Origin of the sequence: Brevibacillus sp. HB2.2 (assembly GCF_013284275.1) — a bacterium.
GTDB classification, from domain to species: domain Bacteria; phylum Bacillota; class Bacilli; order Brevibacillales; family Brevibacillaceae; genus Brevibacillus; species Brevibacillus brevis_D.
Genome location: NZ_JABSUV010000017.1, coordinates 37,596 through 60,636 on the forward strand (window position 1 = coordinate 37,596; position 23,041 = coordinate 60,636).

General features: G+C 48.3%; 20 protein-coding genes. 9 read left to right on the forward strand and 11 right to left on the reverse strand.

Translation table 11 applies throughout. The annotated features are described in order from the left end of the window. Positions 1–61: 61 nt before the first annotated feature. From HP401_RS14320 to HP401_RS14330, 3 genes are all read right to left on the reverse strand, one after another. Positions 62–1,060 (reverse strand): MBL fold metallo-hydrolase, encoded by a 999-nt coding sequence (locus HP401_RS14320; protein ID WP_015892399.1) that lies wholly within the window; start codon positions 1,058–1,060, stop codon positions 62–64. A 66-nt stretch (positions 1,061–1,126) separates the two neighbouring features. Then, positions 1,127–3,367: a sensor domain-containing diguanylate cyclase gene (locus tag HP401_RS14325; RefSeq protein WP_173605512.1), complete on the reverse strand. Its 2,241-nt coding sequence runs from the start codon at positions 3,365–3,367 to the stop codon at positions 1,127–1,129. 38 nt (positions 3,368–3,405) lie between these two features. Then, positions 3,406–3,987 (reverse strand): histidine phosphatase family protein, encoded by a 582-nt coding sequence (locus HP401_RS14330; RefSeq protein ID WP_016742108.1) that lies wholly within the window; start codon positions 3,985–3,987, stop codon positions 3,406–3,408. Between the two features lie 229 nt (positions 3,988–4,216). Here HP401_RS14330 and HP401_RS14335 point away from each other — a divergent pair, with 229 nt between their 5' ends. Together HP401_RS14335 and rpsD are read left to right on the forward strand one after the other, a co-directional pair. After that, complete coding sequence (locus tag HP401_RS14335) at positions 4,217–6,505, forward strand: S-layer homology domain-containing protein (RefSeq protein ID WP_173605470.1); 2,289 nt, start codon at positions 4,217–4,219, stop codon at positions 6,503–6,505. Between the two features lie 292 nt (positions 6,506–6,797). Further along, positions 6,798–7,397 carry a 30S ribosomal protein S4 gene (gene rpsD, locus HP401_RS14340; protein ID WP_015892403.1) on the forward strand — a complete coding sequence of 200 codons (600 nt, stop codon included), beginning with the start codon at positions 6,798–6,800 and terminating at the stop codon, positions 7,395–7,397. A gap of 54 nt (positions 7,398–7,451) precedes the next feature. On the opposite strand, the gene HP401_RS14345 is transcribed toward rpsD, so the two are convergent. Further along, entirely contained in the window at positions 7,452–7,757 is a 306-nt protein-coding gene (locus HP401_RS14345) for a GrpB family protein (RefSeq protein ID WP_309145127.1), read from the reverse strand. A gap of 172 nt (positions 7,758–7,929) precedes the next feature. Here HP401_RS14345 and HP401_RS14350 point away from each other — a divergent pair, with 172 nt between their 5' ends. The 4 genes from HP401_RS14350 (at position 7,930) to HP401_RS14365 (ending at position 13,607) form a co-directional block, all read left to right on the forward strand. Then, complete coding sequence (locus HP401_RS14350) at positions 7,930–11,070, forward strand: penicillin-binding protein 1A (RefSeq protein ID WP_173605471.1); 3,141 nt, start codon at positions 7,930–7,932, stop codon at positions 11,068–11,070. 71 nt (positions 11,071–11,141) lie between these two features. Then, complete coding sequence (locus tag HP401_RS14355; RefSeq protein ID WP_047071930.1) at positions 11,142–11,774, forward strand: hypothetical protein; 633 nt, start codon at positions 11,142–11,144, stop codon at positions 11,772–11,774. 34 nt (positions 11,775–11,808) lie between these two features. After that, positions 11,809–12,453, forward strand: a complete 645-nt coding sequence (locus tag HP401_RS14360; RefSeq protein ID WP_015892408.1) for a CBS and ACT domain-containing protein — start codon at positions 11,809–11,811, stop codon at positions 12,451–12,453. Next, a complete protein-coding gene (locus HP401_RS14365; RefSeq protein WP_087346531.1) occupies positions 12,450–13,607 on the forward strand; it encodes an acetoin utilization protein AcuC in 1,158 nt (385 codons plus the stop codon). The genes HP401_RS14360 and HP401_RS14365 overlap by 4 nt, the downstream gene beginning before the upstream one ends. A 78-nt stretch (positions 13,608–13,685) precedes the next feature. Here the strand turns inward: HP401_RS14365 and HP401_RS14370 are convergent, their stop codons facing one another. The 4 genes from HP401_RS14370 to HP401_RS14385 all read right to left on the reverse strand — a co-directional run bounded on the left by HP401_RS14370 (position 13,686) and on the right by HP401_RS14385 (position 17,323). Beyond that, positions 13,686–14,618: a 5'-methylthioadenosine/adenosylhomocysteine nucleosidase gene (locus HP401_RS14370; protein ID WP_173605472.1), complete on the reverse strand. Its 933-nt coding sequence runs from the start codon at positions 14,616–14,618 to the stop codon at positions 13,686–13,688. 44 nt (positions 14,619–14,662) lie between these two features. Continuing rightward, positions 14,663–15,673, reverse strand: coding sequence for a catabolite control protein A (gene ccpA, locus HP401_RS14375; RefSeq protein ID WP_015892411.1), 1,011 nt, complete (start codon positions 15,671–15,673; stop codon positions 14,663–14,665). Positions 15,674–15,790: 117 nt separating this feature from the next. Then, positions 15,791–16,099: a metal-sensitive transcriptional regulator gene (locus HP401_RS14380; protein ID WP_007720961.1), complete on the reverse strand. Its 309-nt coding sequence runs from the start codon at positions 16,097–16,099 to the stop codon at positions 15,791–15,793. 126 nt (positions 16,100–16,225) lie between these two features. Further along, a complete protein-coding gene (locus HP401_RS14385) occupies positions 16,226–17,323 on the reverse strand; it encodes a bifunctional 3-deoxy-7-phosphoheptulonate synthase/chorismate mutase (RefSeq protein WP_015892412.1) in 1,098 nt (365 codons plus the stop codon). 314 nt (positions 17,324–17,637) lie between these two features. On the opposite strand from HP401_RS14385, the gene HP401_RS14390 reads away from it, so the two are divergent. After that, a complete protein-coding gene (locus tag HP401_RS14390) occupies positions 17,638–19,794 on the forward strand; it encodes a cell division protein FtsA (protein ID WP_173605473.1) in 2,157 nt (718 codons plus the stop codon). Positions 19,795–19,866: 72 nt separating this feature from the next. Here the strand turns inward: HP401_RS14390 and ytxJ are convergent, their stop codons facing one another. From ytxJ to HP401_RS14405, 3 genes are all read right to left on the reverse strand, one after another. After that, positions 19,867–20,193 carry a bacillithiol system redox-active protein YtxJ gene (gene ytxJ / locus HP401_RS14395; RefSeq protein WP_173605474.1) on the reverse strand — a complete coding sequence of 109 codons (327 nt, stop codon included), beginning with the start codon at positions 20,191–20,193 and terminating at the stop codon, positions 19,867–19,869. Positions 20,194–20,315: 122 nt separating this feature from the next. Beyond that, positions 20,316–20,714, reverse strand: coding sequence for a hypothetical protein (locus HP401_RS14400; RefSeq protein ID WP_016742097.1), 399 nt, complete (start codon positions 20,712–20,714; stop codon positions 20,316–20,318). 444 nt (positions 20,715–21,158) lie between these two features. Continuing rightward, positions 21,159–21,392: a hypothetical protein gene (locus HP401_RS14405; protein WP_015892416.1), complete on the reverse strand. Its 234-nt coding sequence runs from the start codon at positions 21,390–21,392 to the stop codon at positions 21,159–21,161. Positions 21,393–21,619: 227 nt separating this feature from the next. On the opposite strand from HP401_RS14405, the gene HP401_RS14410 reads away from it, so the two are divergent. Together HP401_RS14410 and HP401_RS14415 are read left to right on the forward strand one after the other, a co-directional pair. Beyond that, positions 21,620–21,712 carry a YjcZ family sporulation protein gene (locus HP401_RS14410; RefSeq protein ID WP_017250455.1) on the forward strand — a complete coding sequence of 31 codons (93 nt, stop codon included), beginning with the start codon at positions 21,620–21,622 and terminating at the stop codon, positions 21,710–21,712. A gap of 173 nt (positions 21,713–21,885) precedes the next feature. Further along, on the forward strand, positions 21,886–22,998 hold the full coding sequence (locus tag HP401_RS14415; RefSeq protein WP_015892417.1) for an aminopeptidase: 1,113 nt from the start codon (positions 21,886–21,888) through the stop codon (positions 22,996–22,998). The last annotated feature ends 43 nt before the right edge of the window (positions 22,999–23,041 follow it).

Genomic DNA, 23,041 nt, shown 5'->3' on the forward strand with positions numbered 1-23,041 from the left:
TAGCGTTTCCGGGGAGGAATAGGCTTATTCTACTTGCAAGCCTCTCTTGCATAATCACGTTTTACAGGTGGTAATACAAGACTCGATCCTGCTCTCTCACTTCAATCTGATGGAGAATCATTAACAAATCAATATGCCCCAATGTCTCGGATAACGTCAATGGCAATTCTTTTTGGTACAAGCCTGGAAATAAGAGAGCATTCAGTTCAAAAGCTGTCTTTTCGCCATCTGCAAGAAGCCTGCGGAGCGTGTCTGTTCTCTCCCAGTTCTTTTGCAACCGAGCGAGTATGAGCTCTCGATGGTTGTAAACCGGTTCACCGTGTCCACTCAAGACTTGTTTGATCTCCATGTCCGCACACATTTGCAGCGCTGTGCGGTATTGAATCAAAGTCAGTGGTCTTGTACTCGTGCGATTCCGGGGTGGCTCAATAAACGCATTGGATGAAATTCGCTTGATGATATGGTCTCCACCAATCATGACTTGATCCTTTGCCCGATACAACGACAGATGGCTTTGGCTGTGTCCCGGCGTGTACAGTACCTGCCAGTCCTCCAAGTATGGTACCTTTTGCTCATGCTTGAGATGAAAGTCAATCTGGCTTGGCGCAGAAAACGTCTTCATCAGCTTGTGGAATTTCGAGATAATGACCATCTTTTTTTCTGGTACACCGCTCTGGATGTACAGCTCTTCGAAAAACTGATCATGAAAAGTCATAAACTGCTCATCCTGCTGTACATAAGGCGTTGCCTGCGGATGGGCAAATGTCTTCGCTCCCGATAATTCGCGTACTTTTTCTAACTGCCCGCAATGATCCACATGATGATGCGTCAGTATGACTTGCTCGATATCCTCCACGCTTACCCCAATTGATTCTAAGCCGTTTGTTAAGGCCGCCCACGCATCATCTGTCGATGGCCCCACATCAACTAAGGTCAAACGCTCCCCTTTTAGCAAGTAGACGTTTACTGCCCCTACATCAAAAGGTGTGGGTATCTCCAGACAATAAATATCAGGCGCTACCAGCGTCGCGATCCTTTGCTTGCCATCGTTCGTTGTCATTTTTTATCTACCTCTCAAGTTAATTGCCTTTTTTTCCGAAAAGAGAAAAGAGCCATTGTTTTGGCTCTAGGCGAGAACAACTTGATTCCTACCAGAATTTTTGGCCTCATACAGAGCGATATCTGCTTGATGGAACAGCGCTTCTACACTCAAGTTTACATCCATCTCCCTGCTCCATTTCGCTAGTCCACACGAGATCGTGACCTGTGGAGACGTCTCCTGCTCGACGCATTCCCGTATGCGCTCTGCTACAGAATGCGCGGTGTTTTTGTCCACACGAGGCAAATAAACAGCGAGTTCCTCTCCGCCCCATCTTGCTGCGATATCGCTGTCTCGAATGCTATGTCGAATCAGATTGGAGACCTGAATCAGCACCTCGTCCCCTACCTGATGGCCAAATGTATCATTCACGGTTTTAAAATAATCAATATCAATCAAGATCAACGAGCCATAGTTGTCTTTTTGTAAGGATCCTCTTACTCGTTCATTCAAATGTCTTCTCGTGTACAGGCCTGTCAAATTATCCGTAATGACCATTCGTTCCATTTCATTATGCAGGACGGCGTTGGTCATTGCCAAGCTCGCATGCTGGCCAAATATTTCGAGGAGTTTGTAGTCGTCAAAACTAAAAAAATGATAACGGGAATCTGCGACTAACAGGACTCCACTAATCTCACCCTCGACAACGAGCGGAACCCCCATGAAGGAACAGCACGAAAAGAGCGAAAAAGGGAGCGGTCCTGCCCCTGGCTGAGCCAGCAACAATGCCTGCTTGTTTTGCAAGATTTGCTGAAATGGCTTTTCTTTCGAATCGATAACCTTGCCGTTGAACGCTGGTATGGAGGAAGAGAGCACATCGAAGCAATCTTCTCCCGGCGTTTTTCGCAAAATGGCACAAAACTCCGCATCAAAGGTAGCCCGCATCATCGTCGTAACAAAATCGAGAATTTCCTTTAAATCAAGACTTCTGTTCAACTGGCGTGCCATCTCATTAATCAAACGCAATTCTCGAATTAAATTGCGCGATTGCTGATAGAGCTGTGCGTTTTCAAACGCAGTGCCAGCCGTATCAGCCAAGATCGAGATGTAGTCCTTTTCATGCTGATTCAAGGTAATTCGTTGATCGGAGGTCACTTGCAAAACTCCGTAGATGCCTTGCTTGCCCAAGAGTGGCGCTGCGATCACCGTGACCTGCTGCTCCCCTTCTCCCACTTCTTCGGCAATGAGACGTCCTTCTAAATAGGCCTTGGTACTGGTAGACGGCTCTACTTCTTGAAAAGAAAGCTGTTTGACCGGGGTGGTTGCATTGGGTTCAACCGTCAGGAAAAGCTCTGCCGACAAGTACGGATAAAGGCTGGGAATGCTCGTCACGATTTCATGCAAAACATCATTTACATCAATCGATGCCTGAATTTTTGACATCAACTGATACAATAAGTCTTTTTTGCTCGCTTCACGACGCAGGTCGTCCGACATGATCGAACGCCAAAGCGCACAGCTTGCCTTCGCGCCTATTTCCTGCAAAAAAGCCACATCCCGTTCGTCGTACACGCAATCTGTCTCTTCGGGTGGCAGATGCAAAAACAGTGCGTAGAGCGGAGTTTGATTCAAGGAGACAGGAACGACGACAAGCCTGTGGTCATCCAAAATGGATGGCATGATTTGCGTCGTACCGAATCTCGAAACCAGTTGGGCAATGTGGGTTTGTCCACCTTCGACCTCCTGCGTTGTTACGCTCTCCTGCGGAATCAACGTGGCGTCGTCCGCGAGCTTCACGGCGGAACAATAGCCTTTTTGGATAATGTCACTGATCTGACTCGTCAAGCTTTGCAGCAGCTCTTTGGTCGTATCGTGCAGCGTCAAATCCATGACAATCTGGCTTGTTACGTGTTGAATATAAGCATCATATCCCATGCGAATTAACGGCTCTAACCCGCGCATGTAAGATGACAATTCGAAATGAATTTGGTCTTGGGGCACTAACATGCCTATGACAGCTCGAACCCTTCCATCTTCTTCACACAAAGGAAAGGCTCCACACACGTTGTTCGTTTCACTGCTCGTTTTGACTACGATCTCTTTGGAGGAAAGTGCCTCTACAATAAAATCAAAGACTTTGCCAATCGATACATCGTGTTGCAGGGTAAGCCCTTGAGAATTCTGAGATGGACCAACCTGCATTTCCATGAAGTTGATTACACGGCCCCCGGAATCTGTCAAGAAAAGGATGCCTGGGCGCTTTTCCGGCCAAGATTGTAAGATAAAATGGGCCGTGTAGGAAAAGACTGTCTCTAACTTCCCCAACATTTTACTTGACACGAGAAACTCCCTCTCTCAGCATTTTCTCAAGCTTTCAAATGGTCTGTATCATTAACGGATAGAAGTTCCCACCTGCGATCTACATACCGAAATATGGTAATACCGGTATTATCGATACGTGTAATCCCTGTTCCTTGTTCTCCTACCGTCACATAATGCAAGAAGCTATTAATGAGACCGCCATGCGAGACAACGACAATCGCCTCACCCGGATGGCTCCCTGCTATTTCTGTCATGGCAGCAACAGCTCGACGCTGCATGTCTTCGAATGTCTCTATTCCACAGGAGGCTTCATCCTGATTCTCAAATCGCTCACGTATTTCTTCATAGGTGAGCCCCTCCCACTCCCCATAGCAGCGCTCCCGCAAGGTTGTCCGCGTAGAAACAGAGGATTGGAAGTTACCAGCAATCTTGGCAGCCGTATCACGCGCGCGACTAAGATCACTCGAATAAAAAGCGTGAATCTTCTCGCCTCGCAACCTGTCTGCTACTTGCTCGGCTTGACGTACCCCGAGCTCGTTTAACGCGATGTCACTGTGGCCTTGTATACGACGAATCTGATTCCACTCCGTCTCTCCATGACGAATGAGATACATGATGGTTTCCAAAACGATTTATCTCCTTACCGTTCTGTATTCTTTGGATAGTATTTCTTATTATATAAGATGCCTGTTCACAATTCTAGATTGATAAAAAAACATTTGGTACAAAATTCCTATATTTCATTTCTTTCTGCAAATACCCAGGACTTTTTTTCGTGGGTTTGAACTGAAACGAACTTTCAATTCCCCTCGTCAGAGGTGATAAGAAGAATATGACATCGTTGGAGGGGTTCCTATGAAACCGTGGATCATTCGATCTAGCTCATTTGTTCTATCTGCCAGTCTGTTGCTGCCTGTCGCACAAGCGCATGCACAATCACCTCATGTGAGTACCAGTAAAATGGCGACTTCTGTGGCACAAGCAGACTCTGTGGCACAAGCCAAAGCAAAGCTCTCCAAGGAAGCGGCCTTGGCACTCGCTACAAAAATTGTGCCTACCGCTGGGATGACGGTGCAAAATGTGTCATTTCGTTCAGCAGATAGCTGGCGCTCATTTCCTGAATGGTCGTTTAGTTGGGTGAAGAAGGATCCAGAAAACGGCAGAGTCCTTCTATCCTATAGCGTCAGTATCCACGCTAATACAGGCGAGCTGACTTCCTACTCACGTCAAGAGCAGGAAGCATCCTCGCTTCCCTATGCAAAGCGAATTTCCTATACGGAGGCGCAAGAGCAGGCGAAGCACTTTTTCGAGAAAAACAATGCAGGAAAAGCAGCGGAAACAAGACTGTATACACGCGATATGCCAGAACCAAAAACTCCGCTGAACTCGGAAGTTTACTATAATTTCCGCTTTGTTCGTGATGTGGACGGCATTCTCTTTCCCGACAACGGCGCGGATATCACCGTAGATGCTTCCGGCAAAGTGATCAACTATTCTCTGTCCTGGAACGACGTGACCTTCGCGGATACGGATACACAAATCTCAGAAGAGGAAGCCGAGAAGCTTTTTAAAGAACAAGCGAATCCAAAACCAGTTTACCTGCTGCCGTGGGAGCAGATGGAGACACAAAATAACAAGCCATCTCTCGGGTATATAAATCCCTTCCCTTTCTACATTGATGCGGAGACTGGCAAAGCATTGACACAATCGTTGACCCAGTTTCAACCAGCGAAGGATCCTGAGCCTGTAACCAGCAAAGTCCTTCCTGCACGCCGCAGCGGACAACCGCTCTCCCAAGAGGAGGCTGTACAATGGGCATTGAAAGCGTTGAAGCTGTCCAACTACGAGCTTCGTTCTGCCAATTACAATGAAAAAGACAACCGTGGCAATCGTCCTGTCTGGGATCTCGAATTCGGCGAAAAAGGCAACAGCGAAGAAGGGTTTGCGTACGTTTCTGTGGATGCTGTAACTGGGGACATCTACCGGTTGAACAAGGACTTCCGCAACCATAAAGAAAAAACAACCGCTTCTAAAAAACCAGACATGGAAAAATTCAAGGCAAAAGCGATGGAAACGATACGGGAATTGGCGCCAACCATGGCCCACCAGCTTTACTGGACAGAGCGTTTTGAAGAGGAAGTCAAATACCAACCCGTTGATTCCGAGCGGACGCAGATCCGATTTGAGCGTTTTATCAATGGAATAGCAGCAGCTAGCGGCTCTGCCTTCTTCACGTTTGACACAGAAACGGGCGAGCTAATGAGTTACAGTACTGAATTGGGCAGCGAAACATACCCGACACAAGTTCCCAAGCACCTGCCTGCTGCCGAAGCGAGCGAGAAGTGGTGGACCGAGACAAAAGCGGAGGCAGTATACGCCCTCGTCCCTCTTACTCCTGAGGATGCCAAACGCGTAAAAGAGCAGCCATCCTACACACCGAAACGAACCGCCAAGATCGTTTATCGGGCGACCATTACGCCATTTGAGCAGCCGTATTATCTAGACGCTGTAACAGGCGAGTGGAGCTCCAGCTCGACTGGCAAAACGCTTGTGCTACATCGTCCCGCTCCTGCCGATTTGAAGGGGCATCCAGCAGAGAAGGAACTCTCGCTGATGTATGAATACGATGCACTAACGCTTGAAAACGGTAATATTATGCCGCAAAAACCGATCACACGTGGTGAAATGATTGAGATGCTCATGATCAGTCTCAACCAAGGCAGACACTATCCACAGTACTCTCTGGAACGAAAGGCCACCTACAGCGATGTGGCAAATGGTTCGCGCTTCTTCTCAGCCGTAGAAGGTGCTGTTGATCGCGGACTTCTCGATAAAAATGCTTCCAAGCTGAACCCAAATGAGACGATTACACGGGAAGAGCTCGCTGATATGATTGTTCGTGCACTCGGTTACAAAAAACTGACGGACTTCCCTGGCATGTTCCAGTCCGAGCTCTCAGACATTGCCAATTCCAAGTACCGCGGTTCGATCGTGATCGCGACTACTCTCGGTATTGTGCCGACCGATAAGCAGAAATTCCAGCCGCAAAGCATCGTCCCTCGTGCCGATGCAGCCATTACCTTTACCCGTTTCCTCGAAAAACGGGATACGCAAGACGGACCGGCTACTTTGTTGCGAAAATAACACCCAAAAAGCGCCATCCATGCCACTTCTTGCGGCGGATGGCGTGCTTCTTTTCCCTTGACTTTACTACATCGCGCCTAGTATTATTGAATGTATGTGTACAGGGTAGCATTGATTGTAGGTAAAAACGGAAGGATGTACCCTCTTAGTTCCCTCCCTTTACAGACTGCGGCTGATCATCTGTGAGGAGCACGATGCGGAAACGCTACCGTCCGAAGTTCGTGTAGATAAAGTAGGAACTAACCTGCCGGAAGTAAACACCTGCGAATCCATATTAAAGGAGAATGAAAACATGTCACGTTACACAGGACCTCGCCACAAACTGGCTCGCCGTCTGGGTATTTCCCTCGATGGTACAGGAAAAGACATCAAACGCAACTTCCCTCCAGGTCAACACGGTCACAACAACCGTCGTAAACTGAGCGAGTACGGAATCCAGTTGCAAGAAAAGCAAAAACTGCGCCACATGTTTGGCCTTAACGAAAAACAATTCCGCCGCACTTTCGACAATGCTAGCAAAATGGCTGGCGTAGTGGGCGAAAACTTCATGAAATTGCTGGAATCCCGTTTGGACAACCTGGTATACCGCATGGGCTTTGCTCCAACTCGCCCAGCTGCTCGTCAGTTGGTAAACCATGGTCACTTCCTGGTAAACGGCAAAAAAGTAAACATCCCATCCTACCGCGTACAACCGGGTGATGTAATCTCCATTCGTGAAAAGTCCCGTGGTCTGCAACTGATCAAGGACGCTCTGGAAGGTCGCACTTTCCTGCCGAACTACGTTACATTCAACGATGCTGCTGCTGAAGGTACCTTCACTCGTCTGCCAGACCGTGAAGAAATGCCTGCTGAAATCAACGAAGTTCTGATCGTTGAGTTCTACAGCCGTTAATCGTCTGAGGATAAAAAGAAAAAGAGTAGTGCCGCTTGTCGGCCTGCTCTTTTTTTATGTATTTGCTTTATGCCACGCTTTCGCCCGCGCCAACACCTCTCGGACGAATTCATTTTTCTGATTGGAATAGTCCAACAGGGTTTGTGCCCCTTTTTGCAGAATCTGCTTCTTGAACTCCCCGTAACGAAAGGCCTCTTCTTTATGTGCCCGCAAATAATTTCGCAGGATGAGATTGTCATTCCACAAAGCTCCCTCATAAGAGACGACATGAGCATGAAAGGAGCGCTGACCTCTTTTGCGAAAATACAGCCTTCGAGATGAATCGGCTCGTCTATGTTCCTTTGTCTCCTCCTCTGAAATCTATTGTCTGATCCCACTCTGTAAGCTTAACAATGCCTGTGAAACGCAATCCATCACATGGCGTTGACAGCATTCAACGATTTTTGACACATTTTGCTATCTCCTACGCATTTTCTATCCTCTAGGTTCCTCCTATGGTATAATCAGGGGGTATGCTAGGGGGTCGTAGATTATGTCGAATAACCACACATCTTCCTCTGAACCGACGAAGAAAAAGCGACGCAGAAGCCGCAGTAGAACGTTCTGGATCATCTTCCAAATCGTCTTCGTGCTAGGGCTAATGGGTGCTGCAGTCGCGGGAGGAATCGTGACAGGTTATGTTGCCGCACTCGTGAAGGACGAGCCTGTGCGCAGCAAGGAGGAACTGGAGAATAAAATCTTCACCAACTATCTGACTGGATTCGCCTACTACAACGACGGCTCTCTGATCGGCCAATTGCGGGCCGAAGAAGGCGATCGACGTTTAGTGAAGAAAGCAGACGTTTCTCCCTATTTAATTAATGCCATCATCGCAACGGAAGACAAAACCTACTATCACCACTCCGGAGTTTCGCTTCAATCTACCATGCGCGGAGCCATTCAGGAAATTACCAACCAGCCTGTCGTAACAGGTGGTAGTACAATTACACAGCAGCTTGTAAAAAATACAATCCTTTCTGCTGAAGTTAGCCACACCCGTAAGGCACGTGAAATCTTTACCGCGATTCGAATCGAGCGGATGTTTTCCAAAGATCAGATTCTGGAAGCCTACATGAATGAAATTTACTTCGGAAAAAACGCCAACGGATCAAACGTATACGGCGTTCAGGCTGCCGCGAAAGGGATTTTTGGCAAAGATGTAAAAGAGCTCGGGCTTGCTGAGGGCTCCTATCTTGCGGGCATGATTCAAAACCCAGGTGCCTACTCTCCATTCCGTGCAGAAAGCTATCAGCGCGGGAAGGAACGCCAAAAAATGGTGCTGGATCGCATGCTGGAAAATGGCTACATCACACAAACTCAATACGATGGAGCTATCGCCGGTGATTTGAAGGCACAGCTAGCAAAACCGACGCAGCAAGCTTATCGAGAAGTACCTTTCTTGATGATGGAAATTGAAGATCGTGCCGCACGTCAACTTGTGGATGCAGACCTCTTGGAAAAAGGACGTGACAAATCAACCATCGGCCGCAACGAATACCGACAGCTGGTTGAAGAGAAACGTCGCGACATACTGCGAAAAGGGTACAAGATACATACCACGATCGACAAGAGCGTATATGACATCATGCAGGCTGTTGCAACCGACCCGAAAAACTTCGGTAAAAATCGTACCTATACGATTCGTCGCTCTAACGGCAAAACAGAAAAAATCGAAAATGCTCTGGAAGAAGTCGGCGCAATGCTGATTCACAACAAAACAGGAGCCATCCTCGGCATGATCGGGGGACGGGACTTCACGGTGGAACAGACAAACCACGCCACTGTACCTCGTCAGCCAGGTTCTGCCATGAAGCCACTTGCCGCTTATGCTCCTGCTTTTGAACTGGGATTGCTCCAGCCAGCGTCTCCAATCGATGACGCTCCGGTGCTACTCGCTGACGGCCAGAACGGTTCTCATTTACCAAAGAACTGGAACAACAAATGGCAAGGGATGATGAGTGCCCGCGAAGCGTTGCGGATGTCCTGGAACATTCCGGCGATCAAGACGTATTTGAAAGTTGGCATTCCAACGGCTCTCGAATACGTAAAGAAAATGGGAATCACTACATTGGTAGATGCTGACAACTACGCAGCAACTGGTGTAATTGGCGGTCTTACCTACGGAACAACTGTTGAGGAAATTACAAACGCCTATGGGACATTCGCAAATCATGGTTCTTTCGTGGATGCCTATCTGATTGACCGAATTGAAGATAGCACCGGAAAAGTAATTTACCGCCATGAGACTAAACCAGTGCAAGTGTACAGCGAGCAAACAGCATACTTGATCACTGATATGATGCGTTCCGTTGTCAATAACGGTACAGGTACACACATCCGCAAATACGTGCCGCGCAAAGTCGATGTGGCAGGTAAAACCGGAACAACGAACAACAGCAACGACCTCTATTTCGTCGGTTACACGCCAGAGCTGTCCATGGGGGTATGGGTTGGCTTTGACGAGCCATATCCAATGCCAGACGCAGACAAATATGTTCCGATGGTCGTATGGGGTAAGGTCATGAAGGACGTCATAGCAAAGCATCCGAACCTTTCAGCTCCTGACTCCAGCTTTAAAAAGCCGGCGGGAATTGTCAGCGCGACTGTTGACTCGAAATCAGGTCTTTTGCCAAGTGAGCTATCGAAAGAAGCTGGCCATTTGATCACTGATATATTCAACAGCAAGTTCGTTCCGAAGAAGGTGGACGATACCCACCAAAAAGCACGCGTGATTACGTATAATGGCGAACGATATTTGGCGAAGGAAGGAACACCTGAGGATTTTGTTACCGAAGGCGTCTTCTACCGCTCACCTGATCCACTTCCTACCAAGGAGCAAATTCAAGCGAAAAACAGTAGGGTCTCCACCCAACCACCAGATTGGGAGCAGCGCCTTCCTGACAAAGAAGATCCTCGCACAGAGGCAGGAGGAGCGCCATCTTCGCCAAGTGGTGTAACAGCTACAGGCTCAGGCAAGCAAATTACGCTTTCCTGGCAATCAGCCAAAGAGCCTGACTTGGTCGGTTATCGTATCTACCGCGCTGATATGCAGAACGGCTTTGTCAAAGTAGCGACTGTGAAAGATCCATCGGAATTGACGTTTGCCGATACAACTGCAATCCATCGGGATTTAGGCTATTATGTCACTTCTGTAGATATCGCTGGCCATGAATCGCAGCCTTCCGCAATCGCTTCTGTCGGTTCAACGCAGACATGGCAATTGCCTGATCCAAATCAAGGTGCGGAAACAGGCATCCCGAATCCGATGGACAATAACGGGAATGGCCAAACAGATCCAGGCGGAACTCCGACGGACCCAACAGATGGATCAGGAGGCACGAATACAAACACAGATTCTGCTTCACTACCTGCTGCCCCGAAATCGTTGTCTATCAAAAATACGCCTAACGGTTGGCAGCTAAAGTGGAAAGGAAGCAGCTCGTCTGAGCAGATGTACAACGTGTATTTTAGCCCAGACTCAGCAAGCGGCTATTTGCTACTCGGTACAGTCTCTAGTACAAGCTTTACTCACGCAGCAGAAGTACCGAATGGCAGCAACTATTACATTACAGCCGTCAACAGTTACGGAGAATCGCCACATTCTAACATCGTAACTGCCAACACCTCAGAATAAACTGGAATGACAACTGACAGAGATGGTTAGACGCCATCTCTGTTTTTCTACAATCGTAAGGGGGGGAACTGATGGAGCACGTCAAACGCTATCATTCATTGAGCCTAATGGTGAACAACAAGGAGCTGCTCGTCGAAGGACCGATTACAGGAAGTTATCTGGCCTCATTACGCTTTGATGAGGGACTGAAAGCTTTTCGTATCCCTGAACAGCAGCATGAAGCTCTCATCGAAATCGCTGATTTGCCTGAAGGGCGCATTATTATTGCACGCGAAGGAGACCTCGTTCTCGGCTACGTAACCTTTCTGCACCCCGATCCTCTGGAGCGATGGTCACAAGCGCAACTGCCCGATTTGCTGGAGCTGGGCGCGATTGAAATCAGCCATAAAGTGAGAGCAGGTGGCGTAGGCAAAAAGCTGCTGGAAGTCGCCTTCCTGGATGACGCCATGGAAGACTACGTCATTATTACAACGGAGTATTATTGGCATTGGGACCTGAAAGGAACAGGACTCGATGTATGGCAATACAGAAAGGTCATGGAAAAGGTCATGGGCAGCGCAGGCTTGAGCTGGATGGCGACAGACGACCCGGAAATATGCTCGCATCCCGCCAACTGTCTCATGGCCAAAATCGGCAAGCGTGTACCCCCAGAAACAGTCGTTGCCTTTGATGCTATGCGGTTTCAAAATCGTTTTCTTTACTAGTTTGGATGCCTTTTGATTCCAGGAGGTCACTCTTATGCGTATTGAAGAGATTATGCGAAAAAAAATGGTTACGATCCAGCCATCTACTACAATCGGAGAAGCGCTTCTTCTTCTCCGTGCAAATAGAATCAGGCATTTGCCTGTCATTGAAAACGACTCACTCGTAGGCATTGTCTCAGACCGTGATCTACGAGACGCTCTCCCCTCTCGTCTGCTGACACATGACGATGACGACACCGTCCTGCACAAGCCTGTAGCCGATATCATGAATCAACAAGTCATCACTGCCCACCCACTGGATTTCATCGAAGACGCAGCCCTCCAACTATACGAGCACAAAATCGGCTCACTACCCATCGTCGAAGGAAATCGACTCGTAGGATTAATCACGGAATCGGATCTTTTCTCTAGCCTGATTGAACTGTTCGGCGTTAACAAACCTAGCTCCCATATCGAAGTAGAAGTAGACGACCGTGTCGGCATGCTGGCAGAAGTCAGTCAGGTCTTTCGCGATGCACAAGTAAATGTCACGAGCGTCGTAGTCTTTCCCGGGAAAAAGCCCGCGAAAAAGAACCTTGTTTTTCGGGTACAGACCATTGATCCGCGTATCGTGACGCAATTGCTCCTTGAAAAAGGCTTTTCCGTAATCGGCCCTACGGAAGGAGGGATACCCCAGTGAGCCGAAATGCTCGTCTGATCTACTCTCCAGACTACACGCAATATTATTTTCATGATGATCATCCGTTTAACCAGCGTCGTCTGCTCCTCACACACGATCTGATGAGCAGTTACGGAATACTGAAAGACGCAGATATCCTGGCACCCCGACCAGCAACAGATGAAGAACTCGCCCTGGTGCATGACCCACGCTATATCCAATTTGTTCGCGATCAGGGCCATAGTGAACACGAGCTTCCGCAGGCTGCCAGTTATGGTTTAGGAACAGAGGACGTTCCCTGTTTTTCGAACATGCATGAAGCGTCCTCGCTGATCGTCGGAGGTACGTTAAACGCAGTGGACGCGGTTATGAGTGGACAGGCCGAACACGCCTTCAATCCCGCCGGCGGACTGCACCATGCCTTTCGTGGACGTGCCTCTGGCTTTTGTATCTACAATGATTGCTCCGTCGCGATCGCTTATTTGCGAAAAAACTGGAATGCGCGCGTGCTGTATATCGACACAGATGCCCATCATGGTGATGGGGTACAATGGGCGTTTTACGATGACCCTCATGTACTAACTGTATCCATTCACGAAACAGGAAAGTATTTATTCCCGGGAACAGGAAATTTGTCTGAGCGTGGAGATGGAAGCGGTTATGGTTATTCTGTCAACGTTCCGCTCGATGCCTTTACAGAAGACGATTCTTTTCTGGAAGTATATGATGAGCTGGTGTCAAAGCTAGCGGCTGGCTTCAAGCCTGATGTCATCCTGACCCAAAATGGTTGTGACGCTCATGCGTACGATCCCCTCACCCATTTGTCTTGCTCGATGAAAATTTATCAAGCGATTCCTCGTCTTGCTCACCGTCTCGCTCATGAATATTGTGACGGTCGCTGGATTGCAGTAGGCGGCGGGGGTTACGATATTTGGCGGGTGGTGCCGCGGGCGTGGACACTGGTATGGAGTGAGATGAGCGACCAGCCTCTTACGGACGGTTCTCTTCCCGAAGCCTGGCTCAAGCGCTGGCAACCTGAGACAGATTTACCCTTGCCACCACGGCTTTTTGACGAACCATTCCCAACAATCCCACGACGAGCAGAGATCACGGAAAAAAATCGGCTTACGTTAGAACGTGCGATGCTGCACGCACCTACTGGATCAGAGAAGTAAGAAAACCTCTACCGAAAAAAAGCGTGCTGCCCTCGTACCTTTGGGTACTGGTCAGCACGCTTTTTCTATTCCAAACTCTTATTTCACTAGCTCTTCCAGCTCAGACGGTGCAAAGCCTTTTACCGCTTTGTCTCCTACGACTGTTACAGGCACACCCATGAAGCCAAAGCGCTCTACTTCCTCTTGATAGGCACGACTCGTCATGACATCGCGCACTTCAAAGGAAACACCTTTTGCTGTCAGCCAATTCTTAACCATGTCACAATCCACACAGTTTTTCGTCGAGTAGACAATCACTCCCGCAGCTGTCGCTGCTTGTGGTGCTGTCAGCATGTTACGGACAATGGCGTAGGAGCGTTGGGAAGCCAGCTTGGTAAATTCCACGAAGTTTACATGCGCGGAGCCGTCTGCTTTATCCGACATCGAGCGAACTACGACAAACGGCACGCCATTCATCGCACATACTTGTCCTACAGATGCCCCTTCCATTTCGGTGCAGTGTGCTGCAAATTGCTCATATAGCCATTGAACCTTTTCCCGACTGGCAACAAACTGGTCACCAGACAGGATACGACCGCTCACTACTTGAACTCCCGCTTCCAGCTCCTTGCCCGCATCGATCGCTTGCTGCATCAGCTCAGCATCCGCCTGCCAGGTCCATTGCTCTGTAAACGGAATCTGCCCTGGCTCAAAGCCAAGTGGTGTCACATCGATATCATGTTGGATGCAATCCGTCGAAACCACAATGTCACCAATATTTAATTCAGGGTGAACGGCTCCTGCCACACCTGTGAAAATGACACGTTCCACTTGGAAGGAATCAATGAGGATTTGCGTCGTCACGGCAGCATTCACCTTGCCGACACCTGATTTGCACAGCACGACATCCTTGCCTTCCATTTTACCTGTGTAATAGGTAATGCCTGCTTTGGTGGCAGTAGTCGTCTCTTGCATCGCTTCCAAGTAAAGCGCGATTTCTTCATCCATCGCGCCGATAATTCCGTAACGCATTTCCCATCCCCCTCTTGCTGTCAATTGCCAACGTTCCGTTTCGATCAAGCTTGCTCGGGTTTTGTGCTCTCCCGATACTCAATTCGATGCGGCAGCAGCACGACATGTTCTTCGACATTCTCGTTATTCATGTACTTGGTCAACAGGCGCATCGCCACCGCACCAATATCATACATGGGCTGTACGACAGAAGTCAGTCGCGGACGCACCATTTCAACCAGACGAATATTATCGTGACCAATTACTTCGATGTCACCTGGCACGTTCAAGCCAGAGTCTTGAATGGCGTGGATCGCGCCAATAGCCATCTCATCATTCGCAGCGAAAATCGCCGTCGGCGGATTTTTAAGGGCAAGAAACCCTTTTGTAGTGGACAAGCCCGATTCATAAAAGTAGTTGCCTGTGGCAATCAGCTCTTCATCCAGCTCGATACCCGCATCCTTCAACGCCTTTTTATAGCCTTCATAGCGCATCAACCCTGCCAATGGATCGTTTGCAGGACCCGCGATCATCGCAATGCGCTTGTGCCCGCGTGCAACCAATGCCTCTGTTGCATCATATGCAGCTTGGAAATGGTCAATGCTTACCGACGGGAGTACGTTGTCCGCATCGCGAGTCGCAGCGAGTACAGTCGGTACAGACGTGCTTGTTAATGCCTGCAAATGATCTTCTTTGATTTCTGCCCCCAGGAACAGAAGCCCGTCCACTTGCTTTTCGAGCAAAGTATTAATGAGCTGCAATTCCTTTTCCATCCGTTGGTCAGAGTTACACAGAATGATATTGTATTTGTACATGGTAGCGATATCTTCAATCCCCCGCGCTAATTCGGAGAAAAACAAACTGGAGATATCCGGGATGATGACACCAACTGTTGTCGTTTTTTTGCTGGCGAGTCCACGAGCAACCGCATTTGGTCGATATCCCAAGCGCTCAATCGCAGCCAATACCTTTTTTCGGGTCAAAGGCTTTACGTTGGGATTCCCGTTGACTACACGGGAAACTGTCGCCATCGACACCCCCGCTTCTCTTGCTACGTCGTATATAGTAACCGGCATCATGCACCCTCACTTTTCCCTATTTTTTGGTTTTCATAAGCGTTTTCATAAATATATGCACCTATGATACGACAAGCCGTATGCCGTTGCAATCGTTTTTGACGGCTTGTGCACCCGTTATTTCATGAGTTTGTTCATCGTTTTCAATAGCTCATCAATCACTTCATGATCGCCTTGCTGAATGCGATCCATCACACAGCTTTTCATATGTCCTTCGAGGAGCATTTTCCCAACCGCATTCAGTGCAGACTGCACCGCTGCAATTTGATTGAGAATGTCGTCGCAGTAGACATCCTTTTCTACCATTCCACGAATTCCGCGAACTTGTCCCTCTACCCGATTCAGACGGGAGATGAGATTAGACTTGATTTTATCCGGCCTTTCAGTGGAACGATCCGTCGAGCAGCATTGATGGTTGTCTTCCATATGGCCTATCCTCCTTCACCAATATCAGCACGTAATTCTAGCTTACTTGGTCGCCAATGGTTCGTCAAATGAGAAAGGTCCTCCCGCGCGCAGGAAGGACCTTCAAAACGTACCCGAAAGGTATTCTTATACTCTCGTTGCCACATTCTCGTCTTTGTACAGGCCAGAAGCAAGCAGTTCATCAACGAACTCGTTGAACTGCGGAATGTTCAACTGTTGCTTCGCATCAGACAGTGCCACATCTGGATCTGGGTGAACCTCTACCATGATTCCGTCAGAACCGACTGCGAAGCCTGCTTTCGCGCAAGGCAAGAGCAGATCACGACGACCTGTAGAGTGCGTCACGTCTACAAACACTGGCAAGTGCGTCTCTTGCTTGAGGAGTGGTACCGCAGAAATATCGAGCGTATTGCGTGTCGCTTTTTCATACGTGCGAATTCCACGCTCGCACAGCATGACTTGTGAGTTCCCTTCGGACAGGATGTACTCTGCCGCGTAGATGAACTCTTCAATCGTAGCGGAGAGGCCACGCTTCAAGAGGATCGGCTTGTTCACACGACCTGCCGCCTTCAGCAGCTCGAAGTTTTGCATATTGCGAGCACCGATTTGGATGACATCGATGTATTTTGTCGCCATCTCTAGATCTGCTGGCGTCACGATTTCACTGATCGTTACGAGGTTGAATTCGTCCCCGATGCGTTTGAGAATTTGCAAGCCTTCTTCACCCAGACCTTGGAAGTCGTATGGCGAGGTACGAGGCTTGTACGCACCGCCGCGCAATGTGCGCAGTCCGCGTTTTGCGTGGTTTTCTGCTACGGCTCTTACTTGCTCGTAGCTTTCCACGGAGCAAGGACCTGCGATCAGAATCGGATTTTTTCCTCCGAACTCTACGCCTTTTACCGTGATAACCGTATCCTCTGCCTTTTTCTTACGGCTAACGAGGAGTACTTTTTTCTTATCGTCGTCTTGCAGATCTAAGGAAACTTGGAATATTTGCTTGAACAAATGACGAATAGCATTGTCATTGAAAGGACCTTTATTGTTTTCCACGAGCAGATTGAGCATTTGGCGCTCACGTTCTGGGTCAAAACGGTTGCTGCCCTGTTTTTCTTTTTCTTTGCCGAGCTCTTGAACCAAGGTAGCTCGTTTGTTGATCAATTCAAGAATTTGCAGGTTGATCTCGTCTATCTGCTTGCGCATGGTTTCGATTTGATCGTGTGCCATCTCTCTCCACTCTCCTCTTTTTATATGGGGATTTATCGATAAATTAGGGTAATTATAATCGATTCAAAGACCCTTGTCAGCAGTTTAGCGCCAAAAAGCGCGAAAGTAAATTTTTTCTGTTTTTTTATCTTTTCCAATTATTCGTCAAAACGAAGAAGATTCCTTGATTCGACAGGATTCTTTCCCTTTCAAATCGAATAGTTTTGGATATATGTTCTAGCTAAAAGCGATTGTTCCTTTCCGATACAGACCAAAATTACCGATAAGTATTGTAAAGACTTCATGAACAACCTCTTACAAGGAGTGACCTACTTTTGTCTGACATCACAGCCCCTGAGCTTATTTTTTCATTAGATATTGGAACGCGCAGCGTCGTCGGCCTGATCGTGGAAACGACCGGCGAGCAATACCGCGTACTGGACTGCGCCATTCGAGAGCACGATGAACGCTCCATGCTCGATGGGCAAATTCACGATATTGTCGCCGTAGCTAAGGTGATTCAACAAATAAAAGAAGAGCTGGAGGGGAAATACGGCAAGCTGCATCAGGTAGCGGTCGCTGCTGCCGGTCGGTCATTGCGAACCCGCCGCGTACGTGTGGATATGCCCTTAGCCAGACATGCCTTCATCTCGCGTGAAGATGTTGTTGCTTTGGAGTTTTCCGCTGTACAGGAGGCCCAAGCCGCATTAGCCCAGGAGCTAAAGGACCAAGACGTCACCCGCTATTATTGCGTGGGTTACAGCGTCGTCCATTACCATCTGGATGGAGAGTTGATCGGGAGTCTGATTGATCAGCGGGGTGACGTAGCAAGCGCAGATGTGATCGCCACTTTCCTTCCACGGGTGGTTGTCGACTCGCTGATCGCTGCTCTGAAACGATGCGATCTGGAAATGCAGGCATTGACGCTTGAGCCGATTGCGGCCATTAATGTCCTGATTCCTGTGACGATGCGCCGACTGAATATCGCTTTGGTCGACATTGGAGCAGGTACTTCTGACGTAGCGTTGACTGAGGAAGGGGCCATTACTGCTTACGGCATGGTTCCTATTGCAGGCGATGAAATCACGGATGCGCTCATGAACGCCTTTCTCATGGATTTTCCGATGGCAGAAGAAGTGAAGCGTCTCTTATCCACTGAGGAGTCCGTCACCTTCACCGACATTCTCGGCATGGAGCATACGATGAGCGCTGCCGAGGTAACCAGTGCGATTGAAGCAGACATCCAACAGCTCGCTGATAAAATTGCCTTCAAAATATTGGAGCTCAACGGAAAAGCTCCGCAAGCGGTCATGCTGATCGGCGGTGGCAGCCTCACCCCTGGGCTTACTGGAAAAGTCGCTCAGGTCTTGAATATTCCTGCCGCCCGTGTTGCCGTTAGAGGCGGCGATGCGATTAAACAATACGTCGGAGACAATCCTGGGCTCAGTGGACCTGAGTTTGTAACGCCAGTCGGCATTGCTGTTGCTGCTCGACGTCATCCATTGCGCTATGTAACGGTTACAGTCAATGACACTCCTGTGCGCATATTCGACTTGCGAAAAATGACGTTGGGTGATGCGCTCATTGCATCCGGACTGGATATCCGACGTCTGTATGGTCGCCCCGGATTGGCGATGACCGTCACCGTAAACGGACGGATGAAAATGATTCCAGGTGGTCATGGTACAGCGCCAGTGATTCAGCGCAACGGAGAGGGCGTCAGTCTCGACACGCCAATCAATGACGGGGACCAAATCACCGTAGTGGCTGGTACAAATGGCGAGGATGCACGTGTGTTTGCCAAAGATTTATTCGATGAGCTGGACACGCTTGAAGTAGTCTGTAATGATCGTCCCTACTCGCTCGGTCCAGTCGTACATGTTAATGGAGCGACTGCTACTCTCGATACGTTGATCACAGATCGTGCCGAGGTGGACATCCGCCTTCCTCGCACTGTCTATGAAGTACTGGAGCTCGCCGAACTGAAAACGTCAACGGAATCAGGCTTGCGTTTTTCTATGAATGGACAAGATTATTCGATTCCGTCCCGTGTCGAGGTGATCGAGCTGAACGGAAGACCAGCAGCTTTGACAGATATCATCCGACAAGGTGATGTCCTCGTCTATCGACTGGATGAAATCCCCGCCCCTCCTATACAAGATGTCATTCCCTTGGAAGAATGGGTACAGGAGACAATGATCGTCCACTTCAATGGTGAACGGGTCGTATTGCCTGTCGCACAGATAACGATTACGGTAGACGGAAAAGCGGCGAATGCCTCTGATCCTGTGAGCGAAGGTGCCGACATCATAGTAAAGTCCTCACCTGCGTCAACACCTGTGTTTAGCGACGTCTTCCGTTTCGTCGATGTTTCCTTGGAAAAGCCCGACCGTGAGAGTATCTCTGGATTTGTGATGCTCGTCAACGGCGAACAAGCCAACTTCCAGACAGAATTGAAAAGTGGAGACAAGTTGGAGCTATTCTGGGAATAGTTTCTCCAATGCTCTTTTTCTCCATGCAAAAAGCCGGTCTCACCTCGCTTATCGGGTGTCCCGGCTTTTTGATTACAGGTTGAGCGCCTGGCTAATCGCGTCTTTTGTAATTTTCCAGTGAGACGTGTGCCACTTTACTTCTCCGTCTTCCAGCAAAAAGATTTGCGGGGATTCGTGCTTGATGGAAAAACGATCCGCAACGGCGTTGGAGACAGGTCGATCTTCCCGTACCAGAATGACCGCAGATTCCACTTGATTGTCCTGCAAATACGTTTGAAACTCTTCATAGGCAGACGTACTGATCGGGCAGATCGTGCTATGCTTAAACAAAAGCTTTTTCCCATTTTTCGCTACGAACTCATCCAGTTCTTCTATGGAGTGAAGCTGTTTCTGTGACATGTTCATCTCTCCTTATCTCATGTGCCTACCAGTATACATAAGTCCAAGCAGCAAAGTCTACATTTGCGGTGCCGTGGAGAAATGAAAAAAGAGATACCTATCTTCTAGGCATCTCTTAATCCTTACACCATGATTTTCGTTAGACGTTCGCGTAGCTCCAGCATCCATTTTTCATCGCCAAGGGACTGCGCCAACAAAAACAGATCCAATAGCTCGTTGACTTTTTCACCAAGTAGTTCTCTTACGGTCGAATTCACCTTCTCATTAGCAATCAATACCAATAAGTTGGATAACTCTGACACTTCTTCGAATTCGATTGCCTGACGCTGCGGATGTTGGCCCAGTTCCTCCATGAGTGACTTCAAATCATCCTTAATCACATCTACCACTTGGGAATGGTCACAGTCTTCGTCCACGCAGACTTGTACAGGTACATTCATGATTTTAACTCGTTTCCGGTACACGACGTTGCGCAGCTCGATCTCCATTTCGTTCCCACAGCGGGTGCATCTCTTTTGCACGGTGTTCACCCCTACCTATCTACTTATGTATGTCTCTCATACTATTCGAGGGTCCTCCTTTCAATCCTGCTAGAGAGCAGGTGGTACTTGGTGGATATAGAGCCAGATATAAACTAGAGTCAACATAGTGGAGAAGAAGAAAAAGCACAGTTCTCTTCGACTCTGACACGCCCACAAGGGGGATTGACTGTCCGTCTCCACTTCAAAAAGGGGACCGTCGATCCAAAGCCACCCTACGGGCGGATGTTTCTCAGGGAAGAAGTGTTCGACAACCGGGTCCCCTTTTTGAAGTTCCGACTGGGTAGGCGTTGTCAAGGTCTACGAGCCCTGTGCTTTTTCTTCTCACCAGCTTTATTAGCACATCGGTACCTTACTAAAACTTGAAAGAAAAAAGACGGTGCCAACAATCAGCATCGTCTTTCTTTTAAACATTAAACTTCAATCTCACGCATAGATCGCGTTTACTTTTTCACAATGCGGACAAACAGCGACTTTCCCCGCTTTTCCGTCTTCGTCTTCTACACGGTAGCCAGTAATTTGCTCGGAGAAACAGAAGAGACATTCTGTATTGAAGTCCATATCGTACTGCGCTTTCCACACAATGGATTTAAAGTCTTCTCCAACATTAATCGTAATTTGGACCAGATCATGCTGTAGGCTCGATAATGATCTTTGCATCACATAAACATCCTTTCATACTTGCAAAGTCTTTTGGTATCCTCTAGCTTTTCCTGCTTTTCAGAATAATAAACATCGAGAACGACAAGAGTATGAAAAACGAGAGATTACCCAAACAAATTTTCTCAAAAATGGGCGGATGCCCGGTTCGGTCCTATGCGATCACCCATATGTTGTAGATGTAAGCACAAGAGGCTTAACACACATATGAGGAGGATGTTTATTCGATGAGCGGCATCTTTAATGGAGAATTCGACGGCTTCACTCTGGTTTTGATTCTTTTCATCCTGCTGGTTATTATCGGGTGCAGCTGCGACTAATCTTTCTTCCCCGAAGATATAGCCATATTCAGCAGGCCGTTGCATATACATGAAGTACCGAATCCTTCAAGTGCGTTTCCTCCGCAAGCTACCCTCGACAGTGGGTAGCTTTTTTCTGTTTGAGTTGTGTACAATGGACAAGAATGATATGGAAAGCGAGGGATCCCCTTCCTATGAAAGATCCACGAATTGAAAAACTAGCTGACGTCCTCGTCAATTATTCAGTGACTGTCAAGCCTGGTGAAAACGTTTTAATTTACTCTATTGGCAACGTTACCGATCTGACGAAAGCCGTTATTGCCAAGGTATACGAAGCTGGAGGAAATCCGTTTGTCCAATTGATCGACCAATCCGTTCAGCGTGAGCTCTTGATGGGTGCCAACGAAACACAATTGGGTATCATGCGTGAAGCAGATGTGGCTTTCATGAAACAAATGGATTGCTACATTGGCATCCGCGGCGGCGACAACATTAGTGAGCTCTCTGATGTGCCTGGAGACAAAATGCAGCTGCATTCCAAGCTGCTAGCGCGTCCTGTACTGGACATTCGCGTACCGCATACCAAATGGGTCGTGCTTCGCTATCCAAATGCATCCATGGCTCAGTTGGCTAATATGAGCACCGCTGCTTTCGAAGATTTCTATTTCAAAGTGTGCACGCTTGATTACGGCAAAATGGATAAAGCTATGGACAGCTTGGTCGAGCTGATGGAGAAAACCGACAAGGTACGTATCGTAGGGCCAGGCACTGATCTGACCTTCTCCATCAAAGATATTCCGGCAATCAAATGTGCTGGTGAAGCCAACATCCCTGACGGAGAAGTATTCACTGCCCCTGTCCGTGATTCCGTCAACGGTACGATCGCGTACAACACGCCATCTCCTTACCAAGGCTTTACATACGACAATATCAAGCTGACCTTCAAGGATGGCAAAATCGTCGAAGCAACTGCAAACGATACAGAGAAGATCAATGAAATCTTTGATACGGATGAAGGTGCTAGATTTGTAGGGGAGTTTGCGATTGGTGTGAATCCGTACATCCAAAACCCGATGAAAGACATCCTCTTCGACGAAAAAATCGACGGAAGCTTCCACTTCACGCCAGGACAAGCCTATGATGAAGCGTTTAACGGAAATAAATCCTCCATTCACTGGGACTTGGTTATGATTCAACGTCCTGAGTGGGGCGGTGGAGAAATTTGGTTTGACGATCGCCTGATCCGCAAAGACGGACGTTTTGTTGTACCAGAGCTCGAATGTCTCAATCCAGAAAACCTGAAATAAATAAAAGAAGCGAAGGGCTCATTGTTCACAAGACATGAGCCCT

Excerpts from the sequence above, each read along its gene's own strand:
- HP401_RS14320 (WP_015892399.1), bottom strand. The coding sequence starts at position 1,060 with ATGACAACGAACGATGGCAAGCAAAGGATCGCGACGCTGGTAGCGCCT.
- HP401_RS14325 (WP_173605512.1), bottom strand. The coding sequence starts at position 3,367 with ATGTTGGGGAAGTTAGAGACAGTCTTTTCCTACACGGCCCATTTTATC.
- HP401_RS14335 (WP_173605470.1), top strand. The coding sequence starts at position 4,217 with ATGAAACCGTGGATCATTCGATCTAGCTCATTTGTTCTATCTGCCAGT.
- rpsD (WP_015892403.1), top strand. The coding sequence starts at position 6,798 with ATGTCACGTTACACAGGACCTCGCCACAAACTGGCTCGCCGTCTGGGT.
- HP401_RS14350 (WP_173605471.1), top strand. The coding sequence starts at position 7,930 with ATGTCGAATAACCACACATCTTCCTCTGAACCGACGAAGAAAAAGCGA.
- HP401_RS14355 (WP_047071930.1), top strand. The coding sequence starts at position 11,142 with ATGGAGCACGTCAAACGCTATCATTCATTGAGCCTAATGGTGAACAAC.
- HP401_RS14360 (WP_015892408.1), top strand. The coding sequence starts at position 11,809 with ATGCGTATTGAAGAGATTATGCGAAAAAAAATGGTTACGATCCAGCCA.
- HP401_RS14370 (WP_173605472.1), bottom strand. The coding sequence starts at position 14,618 with ATGCGTTACGGAATTATCGGCGCGATGGATGAAGAAATCGCGCTTTAC.
- ccpA (WP_015892411.1), bottom strand. The coding sequence starts at position 15,673 with ATGCCGGTTACTATATACGACGTAGCAAGAGAAGCGGGGGTGTCGATG.
- HP401_RS14380 (WP_007720961.1), bottom strand. The coding sequence starts at position 16,099 with ATGGAAGACAACCATCAATGCTGCTCGACGGATCGTTCCACTGAAAGG.
- HP401_RS14385 (WP_015892412.1), bottom strand. The coding sequence starts at position 17,323 with ATGGCACACGATCAAATCGAAACCATGCGCAAGCAGATAGACGAGATC.
- ytxJ (WP_173605474.1), bottom strand. The coding sequence starts at position 20,193 with ATGTCACAGAAACAGCTTCACTCCATAGAAGAACTGGATGAGTTCGTA.
- HP401_RS14405 (WP_015892416.1), bottom strand. The coding sequence starts at position 21,392 with ATGCAAAGATCATTATCGAGCCTACAGCATGATCTGGTCCAAATTACG.
- HP401_RS14410 (WP_017250455.1), top strand. The coding sequence starts at position 21,620 with ATGAGCGGCATCTTTAATGGAGAATTCGACGGCTTCACTCTGGTTTTG.
- HP401_RS14415 (WP_015892417.1), top strand. The coding sequence starts at position 21,886 with ATGAAAGATCCACGAATTGAAAAACTAGCTGACGTCCTCGTCAATTAT.